Origin of the sequence: Priestia sp. TSO9, from assembly GCF_021029645.1 — a bacterium.
Lineage (GTDB): Bacteria > Bacillota > Bacilli > Bacillales > Bacillaceae_H > Priestia > Priestia megaterium_E.
The window spans coordinates 1-15,873 of sequence record NZ_JAJEKD010000001.1 but is presented as its reverse complement, the minus strand read 5'-3'; the positions used below and the strand labels follow the sequence as shown (position 1 = coordinate 15,873).

16 protein-coding genes, 1 tRNA gene, 2 rRNA genes, 1 other RNA gene and 1 other annotated feature are annotated in these 15,873 nt (G+C 37.7%); of the genes, 5 read left to right on the top strand and 15 right to left on the bottom strand.

Going from position 1 to position 15,873, the window contains the following annotated elements:
* The 8 genes from LJC66_RS00100 to tadA form a co-directional block, all read right to left on the bottom strand.
* Window positions 1-97 (bottom strand): 16S ribosomal RNA (locus LJC66_RS00100); the annotation flags it as partial.
* 287 nt (window positions 98-384) lie between these two features.
* Complete coding sequence (locus tag LJC66_RS00095; RefSeq protein ID WP_028410391.1) at window positions 385-654, bottom strand: pro-sigmaK processing inhibitor BofA family protein; 270 nt, start codon at window positions 652-654, stop codon at window positions 385-387.
* 115 nt (window positions 655-769) lie between these two features.
* Window positions 770-994, bottom strand: coding sequence for a YaaL family protein (locus LJC66_RS00090; RefSeq protein WP_013054840.1), 225 nt, complete (start codon window positions 992-994; stop codon window positions 770-772).
* Window positions 995-1,008: 14 nt separating this feature from the next.
* The gene (gene recR, locus LJC66_RS00085; protein ID WP_013054839.1) at window positions 1,009-1,605 is read right to left on the bottom strand and encodes a recombination mediator RecR; all 597 of its coding nucleotides are present in this window, start codon (window positions 1,603-1,605) and stop codon (window positions 1,009-1,011) included.
* Window positions 1,606-1,620: 15 nt separating this feature from the next.
* Window positions 1,621-1,941, bottom strand: coding sequence for a YbaB/EbfC family nucleoid-associated protein (locus tag LJC66_RS00080; protein ID WP_013081327.1), 321 nt, complete (start codon window positions 1,939-1,941; stop codon window positions 1,621-1,623).
* Window positions 1,942-1,960: 19 nt separating this feature from the next.
* A complete protein-coding gene (dnaX, locus tag LJC66_RS00075) occupies window positions 1,961-3,649 on the bottom strand; it encodes a DNA polymerase III subunit gamma/tau (protein WP_230931626.1) in 1,689 nt (562 codons plus the stop codon).
* Window positions 3,650-3,779: 130 nt separating this feature from the next.
* An RNA gene (gene ffs / locus LJC66_RS00070) (signal recognition particle sRNA large type) lies at window positions 3,780-4,044 on the bottom strand.
* 102 nt (window positions 4,045-4,146) lie between these two features.
* The gene (gene tadA / locus LJC66_RS00065) at window positions 4,147-4,617 is read right to left on the bottom strand and encodes a tRNA adenosine(34) deaminase TadA (RefSeq protein ID WP_082178580.1); all 471 of its coding nucleotides are present in this window, start codon (window positions 4,615-4,617) and stop codon (window positions 4,147-4,149) included.
* Window positions 4,618-4,696: 79 nt separating this feature from the next.
* Here tadA and LJC66_RS00060 point away from each other — a divergent pair, with 79 nt between their 5' ends.
* The 4 genes from LJC66_RS00060 to LJC66_RS00045 all read left to right on the top strand — a co-directional run bounded on the left by LJC66_RS00060 (window position 4,697) and on the right by LJC66_RS00045 (window position 8,056).
* Window positions 4,697-5,239 (top strand): cysteine hydrolase family protein, encoded by a 543-nt coding sequence (locus tag LJC66_RS00060; protein WP_195695630.1) that lies wholly within the window; start codon window positions 4,697-4,699, stop codon window positions 5,237-5,239.
* A gap of 56 nt (window positions 5,240-5,295) precedes the next feature.
* A complete protein-coding gene (locus tag LJC66_RS00055; protein ID WP_050691627.1) occupies window positions 5,296-6,597 on the top strand; it encodes a glycoside hydrolase family 18 protein in 1,302 nt (433 codons plus the stop codon).
* A 143-nt stretch (window positions 6,598-6,740) separates the two neighbouring features.
* A complete protein-coding gene (locus LJC66_RS00050; RefSeq protein ID WP_028410386.1) occupies window positions 6,741-7,376 on the top strand; it encodes a deoxynucleoside kinase in 636 nt (211 codons plus the stop codon).
* Window positions 7,376-8,056: a deoxynucleoside kinase gene (locus LJC66_RS00045; protein WP_013054832.1), complete on the top strand. Its 681-nt coding sequence runs from the start codon at window positions 7,376-7,378 to the stop codon at window positions 8,054-8,056. Before LJC66_RS00050 ends, LJC66_RS00045 begins: the two co-directional genes overlap by 1 nt.
* A gap of 120 nt (window positions 8,057-8,176) precedes the next feature.
* Here the strand turns inward: LJC66_RS00045 and LJC66_RS00040 are convergent.
* The 6 genes from LJC66_RS00040 to guaB all read right to left on the bottom strand — a co-directional run bounded on the left by LJC66_RS00040 (window position 8,177) and on the right by guaB (window position 14,640).
* Window positions 8,177-8,269 (bottom strand) — tRNA-Ser (locus tag LJC66_RS00040).
* 112 nt (window positions 8,270-8,381) lie between these two features.
* Window positions 8,382-9,659, bottom strand: coding sequence for a serine--tRNA ligase (gene serS, locus LJC66_RS00035; RefSeq protein WP_230931625.1), 1,278 nt, complete (start codon window positions 9,657-9,659; stop codon window positions 8,382-8,384).
* Between the two features lie 52 nt (window positions 9,660-9,711).
* Window positions 9,712-9,924: a binding site (T-box leader), on the bottom strand.
* A gap of 57 nt (window positions 9,925-9,981) precedes the next feature.
* Window positions 9,982-10,569, bottom strand: a complete 588-nt coding sequence (pdxT, locus tag LJC66_RS00030; protein WP_028412710.1) for a pyridoxal 5'-phosphate synthase glutaminase subunit PdxT — start codon at window positions 10,567-10,569, stop codon at window positions 9,982-9,984.
* A 21-nt stretch (window positions 10,570-10,590) separates the two neighbouring features.
* Window positions 10,591-11,478 carry a pyridoxal 5'-phosphate synthase lyase subunit PdxS gene (gene pdxS / locus LJC66_RS00025; RefSeq protein ID WP_013054829.1) on the bottom strand — a complete coding sequence of 296 codons (888 nt, stop codon included), beginning with the start codon at window positions 11,476-11,478 and terminating at the stop codon, window positions 10,591-10,593.
* Window positions 11,479-11,667: 189 nt separating this feature from the next.
* A complete protein-coding gene (locus LJC66_RS00020; RefSeq protein ID WP_230931624.1) occupies window positions 11,668-13,023 on the bottom strand; it encodes a serine hydrolase in 1,356 nt (451 codons plus the stop codon).
* A 150-nt stretch (window positions 13,024-13,173) separates the two neighbouring features.
* On the bottom strand, window positions 13,174-14,640 hold the full coding sequence (gene guaB, locus LJC66_RS00015) for an IMP dehydrogenase (RefSeq protein WP_195695632.1): 1,467 nt from the start codon (window positions 14,638-14,640) through the stop codon (window positions 13,174-13,176).
* A 116-nt stretch (window positions 14,641-14,756) separates the two neighbouring features.
* Between guaB and LJC66_RS00010 the strand changes: the two genes are divergently transcribed.
* Window positions 14,757-15,722, top strand: coding sequence for a YaaC family protein (locus tag LJC66_RS00010; protein ID WP_195695633.1), 966 nt, complete (start codon window positions 14,757-14,759; stop codon window positions 15,720-15,722).
* A gap of 26 nt (window positions 15,723-15,748) precedes the next feature.
* On the opposite strand, the gene rrf is transcribed toward LJC66_RS00010, so the two are convergent.
* Window positions 15,749-15,864 (bottom strand): 5S ribosomal RNA (gene rrf / locus LJC66_RS00005).
* Between the last annotated feature and the right edge of the window lie 9 nt (window positions 15,865-15,873).

Sequence of the window (15,873 nt, the reverse complement as noted above, 5' to 3'; positions counted from 1 at the left end):
ACGTCATAGAAGCAAGCTTCTAATCAGTTCGCTCGACTTGCATGTATTAGGCACGCCGCCAGCGTTCATCCTGAGCCAGGATCAAACTCTCCGAAGAAATGTTTGACTTGCTCATTTAAAAAATAAATTTTAACGTTGACGTTTACTATTTCGTTCAGTTTTCAAAGAACTCTTGTCTCAAGGCGACTTTCTTATCTTACCACCTGGAGAATAACTTGTCAACAACTTTTTCATTAAGTTGTTTTTGAGTTATTTTTTATTGTTGTCTTAGCGACGTATATAAATATAACATCTGTTAACTTGTTGGTCAACAACTTTTTCAAAAAAAATAAAAGTTTTCTCGAAAAGATTCCAGAAAACTTTTATTTTGGATATTCCTCCAAATTATAATATGAAATTATTAATAACAAGTAAGGCAGCTATTCCTGGAATGCCTAAAATAGCTGAAACAATGGCTGTGGGGAAGTTAATAGGGATATGAATACCGAACTGTACCCCAAAGATGTTAATAAAGAAAAGCAGCAGAACGCCAATAATCAGCTTAATCGATAAATTTCCAATGACTCGAAGCATTTTTTCAACACCACCTGTTACTAAGAGTAGAATGATTAGTCCTGTTAAAAAAGACACAACTACAATGGGATGATTTAGCATGTTGCCTCCTTCTTAAAGCAGATAAGTTACCTTATATGTATGTCCAAGCATTCAAAAAAAGCACTATTCACAGAGAGAAATCCTTATTTTATAAAGACAACAAAACAGGATGCCTCTATGACATCCTGTTAATTGAAATATTTCGATGCTTGGCTTCTTTTAATAGAAAAAGATACTTCATTTTGGCTAATCGAATATCTACCATTACCTCTTCTGAAGGATCTACACTTCTTTCTACCATTGAAGTTTTGTGACTCCATTCCTGCTTTACTTGCATAAAAGTCTTCACAAATTCATCATCATACTCTTTGCGTAACCAACCTTTTCTTTTAAAAAACATATGCGAGTACCTCGTTATACTTCTCTTCTACCTTCTAGGGCTTTAGATAATGTTACTTCATCTGCATACTCAAGGTCTCCTCCAACGGGTAACCCATGAGCAATTCTAGTAATTTTAATTCCTGTCGGCTTTAAGAGCCTAGAGATATACATAGCCGTAGCTTCGCCCTCTATATTCGGGTTAGTGGCTAAAATCACTTCTTGAATCTCATCATCTTGAAGTCTTTTTAATAACTCTGGTACTTTGATATCTTCAGGTCCTATTCCTTCCATAGGTGAAATTGCGCCATGCAGGACATGATACAAGCCGTTATATTCTTTCATTTTCTCCATTGCAATGACATCCTTAGGGTCTTGCACGACACATACCACATTTCGCTCTCTGCGCTGATCTTGACAAATGTAACAAGGATCTTGATCTGTGATATGTCCGCAAACTGAACAATAGGTTAAATTTCGCTTCGCATTGACTAATGCTTTTGCAAAATCTAATACTGTATCTTCTTTCATAGATAAAACAAAGAATGCTAAGCGAACAGCTGTTTTTGGACCAATGCCGGGTAACTTCATAAAACTATCTATAAGCTTGGATATTGGTTCTGGATAATGCACGTGGCAACCACCTTATTAAAGTCCTGGAATATTTAAACCTTTTGTAAATTGACCCATTGTGTTATTTGTTAAATCGTCCATTTGTTTTAATGCATCATTTGTTGCTGCTAGTACTAAATCTTGTAGCATTTCAATATCTTCAGGATCTACTACATCCTCTTTAATATTTACATCAATTACTTGTTTCTGACCGTTAACTACAACTGTTACCATTCCGCCGCCAGCTGTACCTTCAACAGTTTTTTCAGCTAACTCTTCCTGCGCTTTTTGCATATCTTTTTGCATTTTTTGCATTTGTTTCATCATTTTTTGCATATTGCCCATGCCTTTCATCATATGAACATTCCTCCTAAATTTACTCTTGAATTTCGATTAAGTCTTCTCCAAATAGCTTTTTCGCTTCTGCAACCAAAGGGTCTTCCTCCTGTGGTTGACCTGATGACCCATCGCTTTGCTGCCCTTGAAGAAACTCTTCTCTTACTTTATCCCATTCGCTTTCTGGAATTGCAACCATTTCACGCTTGCTGCCAATTAAAGTATATAAGATATTCTCTAAATTATCACGTACATTGTTGTTATTTTCAGAAGCCATTTTGCAATGAATTTCATATTTAAATTTAAGTATAAATGATTGATCTGAAGACGCAACCGGTTCACTGTTAGATAACAACGCTGCATGTGAAGCTTTATTTTGTTGTTTCAATGTCTCTAATACCTGCGCCCAAGATCGCTTAATCGTTTCTAAATTCTGCCGAGTGGCATTTTTTAAAACTTCATTTACCTTCCCAACAGGCGTTTTATACTGACTTCTTGACTGTCTTGTCTGTTTTTTCTCTGTTTGCGCTGCCTGAGCTGTATGATCAACTTGAATGCCTTTTTCTTTTAACTGCTGCAGTTCTGCTTCCATTTGATTCATTTTTTGCAAAATGTCTTGGTATGGAAGAGCACTCTCTTGATTTGTAGAGCTTTGAGCTAATTTTACTAAAGCTACTTCAAGTAGCACTCGAGGATGATTGCTCCATTTCATCTCTTGCTGAGTTTGGTTCAATTCAGCAATGACTTTATAAATAAAAGCACTATCCATTTTTGAACTCAGTTCTTTAAACTCTTTGTTAACCGCTGCTTTTTCAAGTAAATATGCATTTTCTTCAGAAGCTTGATAAAGCAGAACATCACGATAATAGAAGATGAGATCCTCTACAAACCTCGCTGGATCTTTTCCGTTTTTGATCAAACTTTCAACAGAGTCTAGCGCTTCTACAATGTTTTCGTTAAAGATAGCTTGGACAATCTTCACAATAAAAGCCTGTGATACTGCTCCTGTTATGGATAGAACATCCTCTAAGCTCACCTTCTCCGTACTATACGAGATGGCTTGGTCTAAAAGACTAAGTGCATCTCGCATGCCGCCTTCTGAAGCTTTCGCAATTTCGTAAAGAGCATCCTCGCTTACTTCTAGCTCTTCAGAACCTAATACTTCCTTCATTCGATATACGATATCTTCTGGCGAAATGCGTTTGAAATCAAAGCGCTGACATCTAGAGATAATCGTTAATGGAATTTTATGCGGCTCTGTTGTAGCTAAAATAAAAATAACATGTGCAGGAGGTTCTTCTAACGTTTTTAACAAAGCGTTAAAAGCTCCAATTGAAAGCATATGAACTTCATCAATAATGTACACTTTGTATCGAACAGCACTAGGTGCATATTTTACTTTATCACGGATATCTCGAATTTCATCGACTCCATTATTAGAAGCTGCATCAATTTCAATTACATCAGAAATGGAACCATCAGTAATTCCCCGACAAGTTGCACATTCATTACAGGGTTCAGCAATGGGTGCTTTTTCACAGTTAACGGCTTTCGCTAAAATTTTAGCAGCTGTTGTCTTTCCTGTCCCTCGAGGCCCAGAAAATAAATACGCATGCGAAAATTTCTCTTGGACAAGGGCATTTTGAAGTGTTTTGATAATATGTTGTTGACCGACTACGTCGTTAAAGCTTTGAGGACGGTATACACGGTACAGAGCCTGATATGCCACTACATCCTCTCCTTTTAATATAATTCATTAGTTATCATTATAGCGTATTATGAGGTTTTTTTTCAAAATAGTGAGAGATAAAATAAAAAGCCTACTCCAACAGAGTAGACTAAACTTATGTATATAACTGCCGTGCACCTTCCGTCGATTAGCCACCCCAGGCGTTACTTAAGCAGTTAGCTCGGTTCAGGCGACCCCATGGCACATGAGAGGTTCTGCTTACTGCTGCTTCCTTCCGGACCTGACAGGGTTCACAGATTCCCATTGCATAGGACCCAAACGTCAACACCACTTACTTAAGGCAGGCCCTAAGATGAGCTAACCTCAAGAAGGAATTCGGCCTCGCTAGAGCGGATTGCGAGTACAGGGCACCGCTACCTCCCCGCTTAGCACGGCAAAGTTGAAACCAATAGTTTGGGCATCAAGTTGATGCATTTACAAGTATACGTCTTTTCATTCGAAAATGCAACTGCTATAGAAAACTTACTTTTCTAGCGCTATTTTCCAGCTTTTTTTCGTTGACGCAACTCACGAAAAAAGGTGGTTAAGAGGCTCCCGCATTCTTCTTCTAGCATACCTCCTACTACTTCTGCTTGATGATTAAACTTTTCAAACTCTAATAAATTTAACAACGTTCCCGCGCAGCCACCTTTAGGATCATAAGCGCCAAACACAACTCTTTTTACTCTTGATAATACAATAGCACCTGCACACATCGGACATGGTTCTAAGGTGACATATAACGTAGCGTCTTCCAATCTCCATGTTCCTAGTTTTTTACATGCTTCATCAATTGCTAAAAGTTCCGCATGAGCAACTGATCGCTGTTCTGTTTCTCGCAAGTTATAAGCTGAAGCAACCACCTCATCATTTTGAACAATAACTGCTCCAATGGGAACCTCTAATTTATCTTTGGCTTTTAATGCTTCATCAATTGCCAACCTCATATACTTTTCATCATTTAACACTTTTTATCCAACCTTACATATTATATTTTTTCTGAGTCAAACTATTTACTATGTACATCAGGAAAAGGAGAGACCTTGTGTGAAGAACGCTAAAACTGCTTTAATTATTATTGATATGCTAAACGATTTTCAATTTAAAAACGGCAAAATACTTGCTGAAAAATCTTTATCCATTGCTCAAAACATTGCCCAGTTAAAACAGTACGCATCGTCTCAACATATCCCTATTATCTATGTGAATGACCACTATAAGCTATGGCAGGCAAACTTAGAAACCATTTTAACACACTGTACAAATGAGGTAAGCTCACCCATTCTACATCATATTTCACCACAAAACGCTGATTACTTCTTAATTAAACCAAAGCATTCTATCTTCTATGGGACAGCTTTAAATATTTTGCTATCACAGCTCGATGTGCATACACTTATTTTAACAGGAATTGCGGGAAATATATGCGTACTTTTTTCAGCCAACGATGCTTATATGCGTGAATATAACTTAATTGTGCCTGAAGATTGTATTGCTTCAAACGCAGATGAAGACAATACCTTTGCTTTGAGAATGATGCATAATGTATTAAATGCTCGTATTTGCAAACATACCGAGTTGATGAATTAAGTAAAAAGCCTTCTCATATGATGGAAGTAAGTCATATGAAATGGAGGCTTTTTATTATGCAAATTTACACTGTTAAAGCAGGTGACAGTATATATAGTATTGCAAAACAGTTCCGCATTGACGCAGGAAAAATTATAAGAGCAAATGAATTACCTAATCCAAGTCAACTCGTCATCGGGCAATCTATGGTTATTCCAATCAACGGTACTTACTACACAGTAAAAGCTGGGGACACTATATGGAAGATAGGAAGAAAATTAGGCGTTAGCTATCAGGCTATTGCCAATGCGAACAATGTTTCAGTTACAGCACCCTTAACACCTGGCCGCCGCATCTTAATTCCCCCTTCTCCAAACAAAAGAAACGGTGAGTTTTTAGGGTATGTTGAAACAAGCAATCGAAAAATCACTCCTCAAACAGAGAAAATGATTAATCAAAATGCAAAATACCTTACTTATCTCGGGCCAGCGAACTTCGAAGTGCAAAAAGACGGTTCTCTAAAGGCACCTCCACTTAACAATTTAGGTTCTATTGCTAAAGAAAATGACGTCATTTTCTTAATGGTATTGGCTAATATTGAAAACGGTGCATTCAGTGACGAAGTCGGCCGAGCAATTTTAAATAATAAAGACGTTCAAGATACGCTCTTAAATAATATTGTAAAAACAGCGAAAGAACAAAATTTCAGAGACATTCACTTTGACTTCGAATTTTTGCGTCCGGCAGATAAAGAAGCCTATATTGCATTTTTACAGAAAGCAAAAAAGCGGCTTCAAGATGAGCAACTTCTTATGTCTGTGGCTTTAGCTCCGAAAACAAGTCGAGATCAAAAAGGCAAATGGTATGAAGCACATGATTATAAAGCCATCGGAGAGATTGCTAACTTCGTTGTTCCGATGACATATGAATGGGGATATAGCGGTGGGCCTCCTATGGCCGTCTCTCCTATTGGTCCCGTACGTGATGTTTTAGAATATGCAGTATCTGAAATACCTAGTTCAAAAATTATCATGGGTCAAAACCTATACGGTTACGATTGGACACTTCCTTATAAACCAGGAGGAGAATATGCCAAAGCCATTAGCCCTCAACGAGCTATTGAGTTGGCAGCTCGCTATAAAGTAGCGATTCAATACGACAATAAAGCACAAGCTCCTTTCTTCCGGTATAAAGATGAACAGCAGCGCACCCACGAAGTATGGTTTGAAGACGCTAGGTCTATTCAGGCCAAGTTTGATTTAATCAAAGAACTAAAACTTAGAGGAATGGCCTACTGGAAACTAGGCTTGGATTTCCCGCAAAACTGGCTCTTGATTGAAGACAACTTCAAAATTACCAAAAGAGTGACACAGCCATAAATAGGGAAAGCTTACTGTGAACAGTAGGCTTTTTGTTATTCTTTTTACTAGAAGAAATTTCTTTTCCCCTTATTCTCCTTCTCTATGTTAAAATATTTTTTGTCTGTTTTTTTTGAACGAGTGGTCATGAAGGAGGCAAATGAATGCAAGGCACACCTTTTATTTCAGTAGAAGGACCCATCGGTGTCGGAAAAACCTCTCTAGCTAAAGAGATTGCACAAGCATTTCAATTCGAAATTTTAAAAGAAATTGTAGATGAAAATCCATTTCTCGGGAAATTTTATGAAAATATCAACGAGTGGAGTTTTCAAACCGAAATGTTTTTTCTATGTAATCGATATAAGCAGTTGGAGGATATTCAAAAAGGGTTCTTATCTTATAAAAAACCTGTTGTAGCAGATTATCATATTATGAAAAACATGATTTTTGCTGAGCAAACGTTAAAAGATGAACAGTATAAAAAATACGTACAAATCTTCCATATCTTAACGGCTGATATGCCAGCTCCGAACATTATTATTTATTTAAATGCCAGTTTAGATACCTTGTTAAAGCGTATTAAAATGCGCGGAAGAGAAATTGAACGAAACATCGATCCTCACTACCTTGCGAGGCTAAGTGATGATTATGAAAAGGCTATGACGGCGTTTGAACAAAATAACCCTGATGTAACCATTTTACGTTATGACGGTGATGAAATAGATTTTGTACAAAATAAACAACACTTAAATAGAATCTTATCAGAGGTTCAAGAGAGTATGTTAAAAAGGAGTATGTAATGGTAAACTTACGATCTAAATACAACATTCCTAATGATGCTGTGTTGACGATAGCGGGTACAGTTGGAGTTGGGAAATCTACAATGACTCAATCATTGGCTGATGCTCTCCAATTTCGCACATCGTTTGAAAAAGTAGATTCCAACCCTTACCTGGACAAATTTTATGGGGATTTTGAACGTTGGAGCTTTCACCTACAGGTATATTTTCTAGCTGAACGTTTTAAAGAACAAAAGAAAATTTTCGAGTATGGTGGCGGCTTCATCCAAGACAGATCCATTTACGAAGATACCGGTATCTTCGCTAAGATGCATTTTGAAAAAGGAACGATGTCTAAAGTAGACTATGAAACATATACAAGCTTGTTCGATGCAATGGTTATGACTCCATATTTCCCTCATCCGGATCTGCTCATTTATTTGGAAGGCAGCTTCGAAGATATTGTAGATCGCATTCAAGAAAGAGGGCGACCAATGGAACAGCAAACGCCTCTTGATTATTGGAAAGAGATGCACGCCCGATACGAAGACTGGATTAATAACTTTACGGCTTGCCCTATTCTTCGTTTAGATATTAGAGAATACGACCTTATCAAGGATCCTGATTCAATTGAATCAATTGTTGAAAAAGTGGCTCGCTTTTTACAACATAATGAAAAGCTAAAACGCCGTCATCTATAAAAAAATGCCGCTTTATCTATTAAAGCGGCATTTTTAACAAATAAAAAACCGTTACTTATAAGTAACGGTTTTCCAATCTCCAATTTATCGCGCTATGTTAATTGCATTATAAGTCAAATATGGCGGAGGAAGAGGGATTCGAACCCCCGCGGGCTTTAACACCCCTGTCGGTTTTCAAGACCGATCCCTTCAGCCGGACTTGGGTATTCCTCCGTATCGACAAGTATTAATTTATCATATAAAAATAATGAAGTCAACTCTTTTATTGATTTTTTTAAAAAAGATGTTCATTAAGAATTAATTCTTAATGAACATCTTCTATTTTTTATTTAGAAATAAATTCTTTATTTCCCATATAAGGACGCAGCACTTCTGGAATTTGAATTGATCCATCTTCCTGCTGGTAGTTTTCTAAAATTGCAGCTACCGTACGACCAATTGCTAAGCCAGAGCCGTTTAGTGTATGAACATGCTCTGGTTTTGCTTTTGTATCACGGCGGAAGCGAATATTAGCACGGCGAGCTTGGAAGCTTTCAAAGTTTGAACAAGAAGAAATTTCACGATACGTTTCATAACTTGGAATCCAAACTTCAATATCATACTTTTTGGCTGCTGTGAAACCTAGGTCAGCTGTACACATGCTTAGAACTCGGTAAGGTAAACCTAATAGTTGAAGAACCTTTTCAGCATGGCCCGTTAATTTTTCTAATTCATCATAAGAATCTTCTGGCTTAACAAAGCGAACGAGTTCTACTTTATTAAACTGATGCTGACGAATAAGACCACGTGTATCTCTTCCTGCAGAGCCTGCTTCTGAGCGGAAGCAAGCACTATACGCTGTATAAGCAATTGGAAGCTGATCTCCGCTTAAAATTTCATCACGATGCAAATTTGTAACTGGTACTTCAGCTGTAGGAATTAAGAAATAATCTTCTTCTTTAATCTTGAAGGCATCTTCTTCAAATTTAGGAAGCTGCCCTGTTCCCGTCATGCTTGTACGATTTACCATATATGGAGGAAGGATTTCTTCATAACCATGCTCATCCATATGTAAATCCATCATAAAGTTAATAAGGGCGCGTTCTAATCTTGCACCTAGCCCTTTATAAAATACAAAGCGGCTTCCCGTTACTTTCGAAGCTCTTTCAAAATCTAAAATATTTAAATCTGTTCCTAAATCCCAATGCGGTTTTGGTTCAAAATCAAATTGTTTAATTTCTCCCCATTTGCGAACTTCTACATTATCATCTTCAGTTTCACCTACAGGCGTACTTTCATGTGGAACGTTAGGAATTGAAAGCAGCAATCGTTCTAATTCTTCTTCAACGCTGCGAAGCTCTTCATCGAATTGCTTTACGCGGTCTCCTACTTCACGCATTTCAACGATTAAGTGATCAGCATCTTGTTTTTCACGCTTCAATTGTGCAATTTGCTGTGATACTTCATTTCGCTTGCTTTTTAACTCTTCTGTTTGAGCAATTAGCTCACGGCGTTTTGCATCTAAATCTTCAAAGCGACCTAAGTCCGTTAAGTCCTCACCACGAAACTTGAGCTTTTCTTTTACTTCATTAAAATTAGCACGTAAAAATTTTAAATCTAACATACTTAGTACCTCCTTTAGTATAAAAGGGCAAAATAAAAACTCTCATCCCCATGAAAGGGACGAGAGTTTACCCGCGTTGCCACCCTAATTGAAAGCTAAAATAAGCCTTCCTCTTAAACCAGATAACGGATGAACCGAAACTGCCTACTACTTTTTCGACAGCTTGCTCCAGGACGGATTCATAAGAATTGATTATCGATTCACACCAGCCATCGACTCTCTTGAAATCAAAAATCTTATTACTATTTCCTATCAACGCTTTATACCAATATCATTTTTATTAATCATAATGTACTACAAGTCTGTACAAGATGCAATTCATTTATACAGGTTTTTTTGAAGCTTCTTCAACCATTGCTACAAAATACTGCGCCATGCGAGCATCATCTGTTAATTCTGGATGAAACGAACATCCCAAGAATTGACCTTGTCTTGCTGCAACGATTCGGTCGTTATGCATGGCTAAGACTTCAACGTTTTCTCCTACTTCTACAATATGCGGAGCACGGATAAATACGCCTATAAAATCTTCACCGATATCTTTAATATTTAGGGCAGCTTCAAAGCTATCCCGTTGACGCCCAAACGAGTTTCGAGCTACCGTAATATCCATAACACCTAAATGGGGCTCTTCACGGTCAACAACTTGTCCTGCGAGTAAAATTAAACCCGCACACGTACCAAATACTGGTTTACCTGCTTGTGCAAACTGGCGAAGAGGTTCCATAAAGTCATATTTGTCAATCAGACGACGCATCGCTGTGCTTTCGCCGCCCGGTAGGATTAAACCATCTATTTCGTCTAGCTGTTCAACTTTTTTTATGATAATGGCTTCAGCGCCTGCTGCTTCTAATGCTTGTGCATGCTCGCGAAAGGCACCTTGTAATCCTAACACGCCTACTTTTACCATTTTGTCAAAACTCCCTTTAAATTACCATCCACGCTCTTGCATGCGGTTTTCTGGTAATAATGATGAAATTTCAATCCCTTTCATTGCACTTCCTAATCCTTTTGATAAGTTTGCAATAAGCTCATAGTCTTGATAATGTGTTGTTGCCTCAACAATTGCTCGAGCAAATTTTTCAGGGTTGTCTGATTTAAAGATTCCTGATCCAACGAACACGCCGTCTGCTCCAAGCTGCATCATTAACGCTGCATCTGCTGGTGTTGCTACACCGCCTGCTGCAAAGTTTACAACTGGTAAACGACCTTCACGTTTAATTTGCAGTAATAACTCATAAGGTGCGCCTAATAGCTTAGCTTCTGTCATTAACTCATCTTCGTCCATGCCTACAACTTTACGTACTTGAGCATTTACTTGACGCATATGACGCACTGCTTCCACGATGTTTCCTGTCCCTGGTTCGCCCTTTGTACGAAGCATTGCAGCTCCTTCAGCAATACGACGAGATGCTTCGCCAAGATCACGGCAACCGCACACAAATGGAACCGTAAATGTATTTTTATTTAAATGAAACTCCTCATCAGCTGGAGTCAACACTTCACTTTCATCGATGTAGTCTACACCCATCGCTTCTAGCACGCGTGCTTCAACAATATGGCCAATACGAGCTTTTGCCATAACTGGAATGGACACAGCATTCATCACTTCTTCAACAATTGTTGGGTCTGCCATACGAGACACGCCGCCTGCTGCACGGATATCAGCTGGAACACGCTCTAATGCCATAACGGCAACAGCACCTGCTGCTTCTGCAATTTTTGCTTGCTCTGCATTGATCACGTCCATGATAACGCCACCTTTTTGCATTTCCGCCATTCCTCGTTTTACACGATCAGTACCTGTAATGTTATTCATGTTTGTCTTCCTCCTGTATCAAGTGTTTCACAATAATTTTTAGTGTATATACAAAATTCAAAACTTAGTGTCTATTTTACCGCATTTTTCGGAAAATTCCTATCTAATTTATAGATTATATACAAACAAATCTAAAAATAAAAAAAGAGATACTCTCTTGTAGTATCTCTTCTTTCTCTTGAGTTATCATTAAAACCAATTATTCACTGTATTTGCAGCATTCATCCAAATATCGCTGAAGAAGTTACCAATACTGCGGATAGCGAGAGAGAACCATCCAGCTTTTTCAACGGATTCGTTTGTCACAACCGGCGTCATGCTATCTGTAGTTTGACCTCCTACATAGCCTAGATCTTTAAGATTACTGTTTGTTGCACTCACATAAGCAACTGTTTCTCCTTTTTTAATAGGAGCTACAACTTTCTGATCCTTCACAACTTTATCGTTTAACTTAAAGTTGATTTTAGTATGATCTTTTTGACCTTTTTCGGTAATAATCTTTACCGAATTCTTTGGAGAAACGGAAGCTTCTTTTGATTTCCCTTTAGCAACATCAATTGTTTCATGCCCTTTAATCTGGCCGTTAGCAGGCACTACTTCTTTTAACTGAAAATGACTAAAAGCATAATCTAATATCTTTTTCGTTTGAGAAAAACGAGCAGCTTCCGTAGACTTGCCGTTTTCCTTAGCATTCATTACAACTGTTATGTATCTTACCCCGTTACGCTCTGCAGTCCCAGTGAAACATTGACCTGCAAAATCTGTATGACCAGTTTTTAAGCCGTCTACGCCGCTGTAGGCAGTTGAAAAACCTGGGAGCATCTTATTCCAATTGTTCATTTTTGTTTCGCCTTGTTGCCCTTGTCTAAACATCTTAGAAGGAGTTTTAGCTACTTCCAAAGATTCTGGATAATCATGAATTAAATGGTAAGCAAGGGTACCAACTGCCCGAGCCGATAGAAGATTCTCATCTTCTTCCTTTGTTCCTTTTGGATACATTCCTTTTAGCAATGAATTAGAAAGACCTGTAGAATTGACAAATTTTGATTCACCCATATTTAATCTTTGTGCCGTTTCATTCATTAACTTAATAAAACCTTCTTCAGAACCACTGACAGCTTCAGCTAAAGCAATGGCTGCTCCATTAGCTGAATAAATAGCCATGGCATCATATAATTCTTTCACCGTGTATTTTTGGTTTTCGATTAACGGTACATTTGATAATCCATAATCCTGAGAAATTTTAGCTGCATATTTACTAACTGGCACACGTTGATCCCAAGATAATTTCTTATCTTTTATGGATTCTAATACTAGGTATTCCGTCATCATTTTTGTCATGCTTGCAATACCTAATAAAGCATCCGTATTTTTCCCGTATAGCACTTTCCCCGTACTTGCCTCTACTAAAATGGCTGCATCTGCTTCAACACCAATATCATCTGTTTTAGAAGCAGCTGATGCTTGTGTAGAGACAAAAAATACGCTGGCCATTAACATAACAGCAATGACACAAATTAATTGTTTCTGTACTGCGTTTCTCACTCTATACCCTCCAAACGTAAACTCACATAAATGTAATTTTATCATACTAAAATTTAAAAAAATAGATAAAGAAGTACTGTTACATTCACGATCCATGACATAAAAAACACGTTTCCCTAATAGGGAAACGTGTTTTTTAAACATTCATGATTATCTCATAGAATAGTTAGGAGATTCTTTTGTAATTTGCACATCATGTGGGTGACTTTCTCTTAAACCTGCTCCAGTCATACGAATGAATTGTGCCTGTTCACGTAACGCTTCTAAGTTAGCTGAACCACAGTAACCCATTCCTGCGCGTAAACCGCCAATCATTTGATATAAAGTATCTGCTACAGGTCCTTTGTAAGGCAAACGGCCTTCAATACCTTCTGGAACTAATTTTTTATTATCTTCTTGGAAGTATCGATCTTTACTTCCTTTTTCCATAGCTCCTACAGAGCCCATTCCACGGTACACTTTAAAGCGTCTTCCTTGGTAGATTTCTGTTTCGCCAGGACTTTCTGTCGTTCCTGCTAGAAGGCTTCCTAGCATTACTGTATGTCCACCAGCTGCAAGTGCTTTTACGATATCTCCAGAGTACTTAATACCGCCATCTGCGATAATAGCTACACCGTGCTTACGAGCTTCGGTTGCACAGTCATACACTGCTGTAATTTGTGGAACGCCTACACCAGCTACAACACGAGTTGTACAAATTGAACCAGGTCCAATTCCTACTTTTACTACGTTTGCTCCAGCTTCAATTAATGCTTTTGTACCTTCAGCAGTTGCTACGTTACCAGCAATAATATTTAATTCTGGATATGCCTCGCGAATGCTGCGTACCGTATCTAAAACGCCTTGTGAATGTCCATGCGCCGTATCAATAACGATAACATCAACGCCAGCTTGTACTAATTTTTCGATACGAACAGTTGAATCAGCTGTTACGCCAACAGCTGCTCCAACTAATAATCGACCTTGTTGATCTTTAGCTGCATTTGGAAACTCAATTACTTTTTCAATGTCTTTAATTGTGATAAGACCTTTTAATACGCCATTGTCATCTACAAGAGGTAACTTTTCAATTTTGTATTGCTGTAGAATTTTCTCTGCTTCTTCTAAAGTCGTTCCTACTGGAGCAGTAACTAATTCTTCTTTTGTCATTACATCAGCAATTTGCATTGAATAATCTTGGATGAAACGCAAGTCACGGTTTGTAAGGATTCCAACTAGTTTTTGTTCTTCTTCGTTGTTGACAATCGGCACACCTGAGATACGATATTTGCCCATTAAATGTTCAGCAGCAAATACTTGGTTTTCAGGAGTTAAAAAGAAAGGATCCGTGATAACACCACTTTCAGAACGTTTTACTTTATCAACTTGTTCTGCTTGCTGTTCAATCGACATGTTTTTGTGAATGATACCTAAACCACCTTGTCTAGCCATCGCAATAGCCATTTCAGCTTCTGTAACTGTATCCATTCCTGCACTGATGAACGGCACCTTTAATTTTAATGTTTTTGTTAGTTCAACACTCATATCAACGTCTTTAGGTAGTACCTCAGATTTTGCTGGCACCAGTAAAACGTCATCAAATGTTAAGCCTTCTTTAGAAAATTTGCTTTCCCACATTATAGAATCCTCCTTTAAACGACAGAATATTATTAGTAGATTAACAAGCAGATATGTACCTGTCAATAACTTCACTAGATATCAGATAATTCTAATAAAAGGAAAAGGTGATTTAGTTGCATAAATTTAATGATGTTTGGACGTCCTACAATTTATTTTTCTCTGTTCCTTTTGTACAAGACTTTTTAAAAAAGCGCTATCAAAAATTGAATTATAGCGATGCAGAGCAACATAGCTTTAAAAACAGTTACCCCTTTATTTATTATTTGGAACACAGTAAAAATTATTATCAAGTTGCGGCACAATCTCCTGTATCAGTTCAACCAGTTTTATTATTTTATGGAATGTCACAGCTGTTAAAAGCCAGTTTGTTAACACAAAACCCAGTATATCCCGAAAATACGGCGGTGTTAGCACATGGAGTATCAACACGAAAAAGAAAAAAACAAAGTTATGATTTTTTAGATGATGAAGTTAAGATTCAAAAAAGCGGCTTGTTTTCACAAGTAGGAGAAGAATTGTTTCATGTGAAACAACTGGAAGGTAGTAAATATACAATGAATTATCTATTGTCTTGTGTACCTGAATTAGAGACATTATTTTTAAATTTGGGTACGAAGCCATTTTCCCATTTAACAACTATTGGATCGCTTCCAGCTAACTCTTTGCCTATTCCTGAACAAGTTACACGGTGTTATCATATGAATCACGAAAGGCTCTATTCTTTTTTAAAAGAGCGTTCCCATCTATCATTGTCTCTGTCAGAAGATCAGGTATGTATTCTTGACCCTTCAAGCAGTTTGTATAATTGTTCACCTTTTATGTACAATTTCCAAGCTAACACGTTGCATGCCCCGTTGGAAAAAGATAGCTGCTTATATTTCCCTGAGATATTGGCACATTACTTATTACTTTATAATTTAAGTATGATTTCACGTTATGAAACAGAGTGGTGGTATGAATTATTGCATACATACTCTTCGAAAGATTACCCATTTATCTTGAGATTCCTTGAAGTTACGGCTCAAAAGATTCCCTACCTAATTTCTTGTTACTTAAATGAACATACAAAAAAAGACTAGCTAAAATAGCTAGTCTTTTTTTAAGTGCCTGGCAACGTCCTACTCTCACAGGGACAAAGTCCCAACTACCATTGGCGCTAAAGAGCTTAACTTCCGTGTTCGGTATGGGAACGGGTGTGACCTCTTCGCTATCGCCACCAGACAAGAGATT

What these genes read in the sequence shown, in the direction of transcription:
- LJC66_RS00095 (WP_028410391.1), bottom strand. Translation starts at nt 654, where the DNA reads ATGCTAAATCATCCCATTGTAGTTGTGTCTTTTTTAACAGGACTAATC.
- LJC66_RS00090 (WP_013054840.1), bottom strand. Translation starts at nt 994, where the DNA reads ATGTTTTTTAAAAGAAAAGGTTGGTTACGCAAAGAGTATGATGATGAA.
- LJC66_RS00080 (WP_013081327.1), bottom strand. Translation starts at nt 1,941, where the DNA reads ATGATGAAAGGCATGGGCAATATGCAAAAAATGATGAAACAAATGCAA.
- LJC66_RS00055 (WP_050691627.1), top strand. Translation starts at nt 5,296, where the DNA reads ATGCAAATTTACACTGTTAAAGCAGGTGACAGTATATATAGTATTGCA.
- LJC66_RS00050 (WP_028410386.1), top strand. Translation starts at nt 6,741, where the DNA reads ATGCAAGGCACACCTTTTATTTCAGTAGAAGGACCCATCGGTGTCGGA.
- LJC66_RS00045 (WP_013054832.1), top strand. Translation starts at nt 7,376, where the DNA reads ATGGTAAACTTACGATCTAAATACAACATTCCTAATGATGCTGTGTTG.
- serS (WP_230931625.1), bottom strand. Translation starts at nt 9,659, where the DNA reads ATGTTAGATTTAAAATTTTTACGTGCTAATTTTAATGAAGTAAAAGAA.
- pdxT (WP_028412710.1), bottom strand. Translation starts at nt 10,569, where the DNA reads ATGGTAAAAGTAGGCGTGTTAGGATTACAAGGTGCCTTTCGCGAGCAT.
- pdxS (WP_013054829.1), bottom strand. Translation starts at nt 11,478, where the DNA reads ATGAATAACATTACAGGTACTGATCGTGTAAAACGAGGAATGGCGGAA.
- guaB (WP_195695632.1), bottom strand. Translation starts at nt 14,640, where the DNA reads ATGTGGGAAAGCAAATTTTCTAAAGAAGGCTTAACATTTGATGACGTT.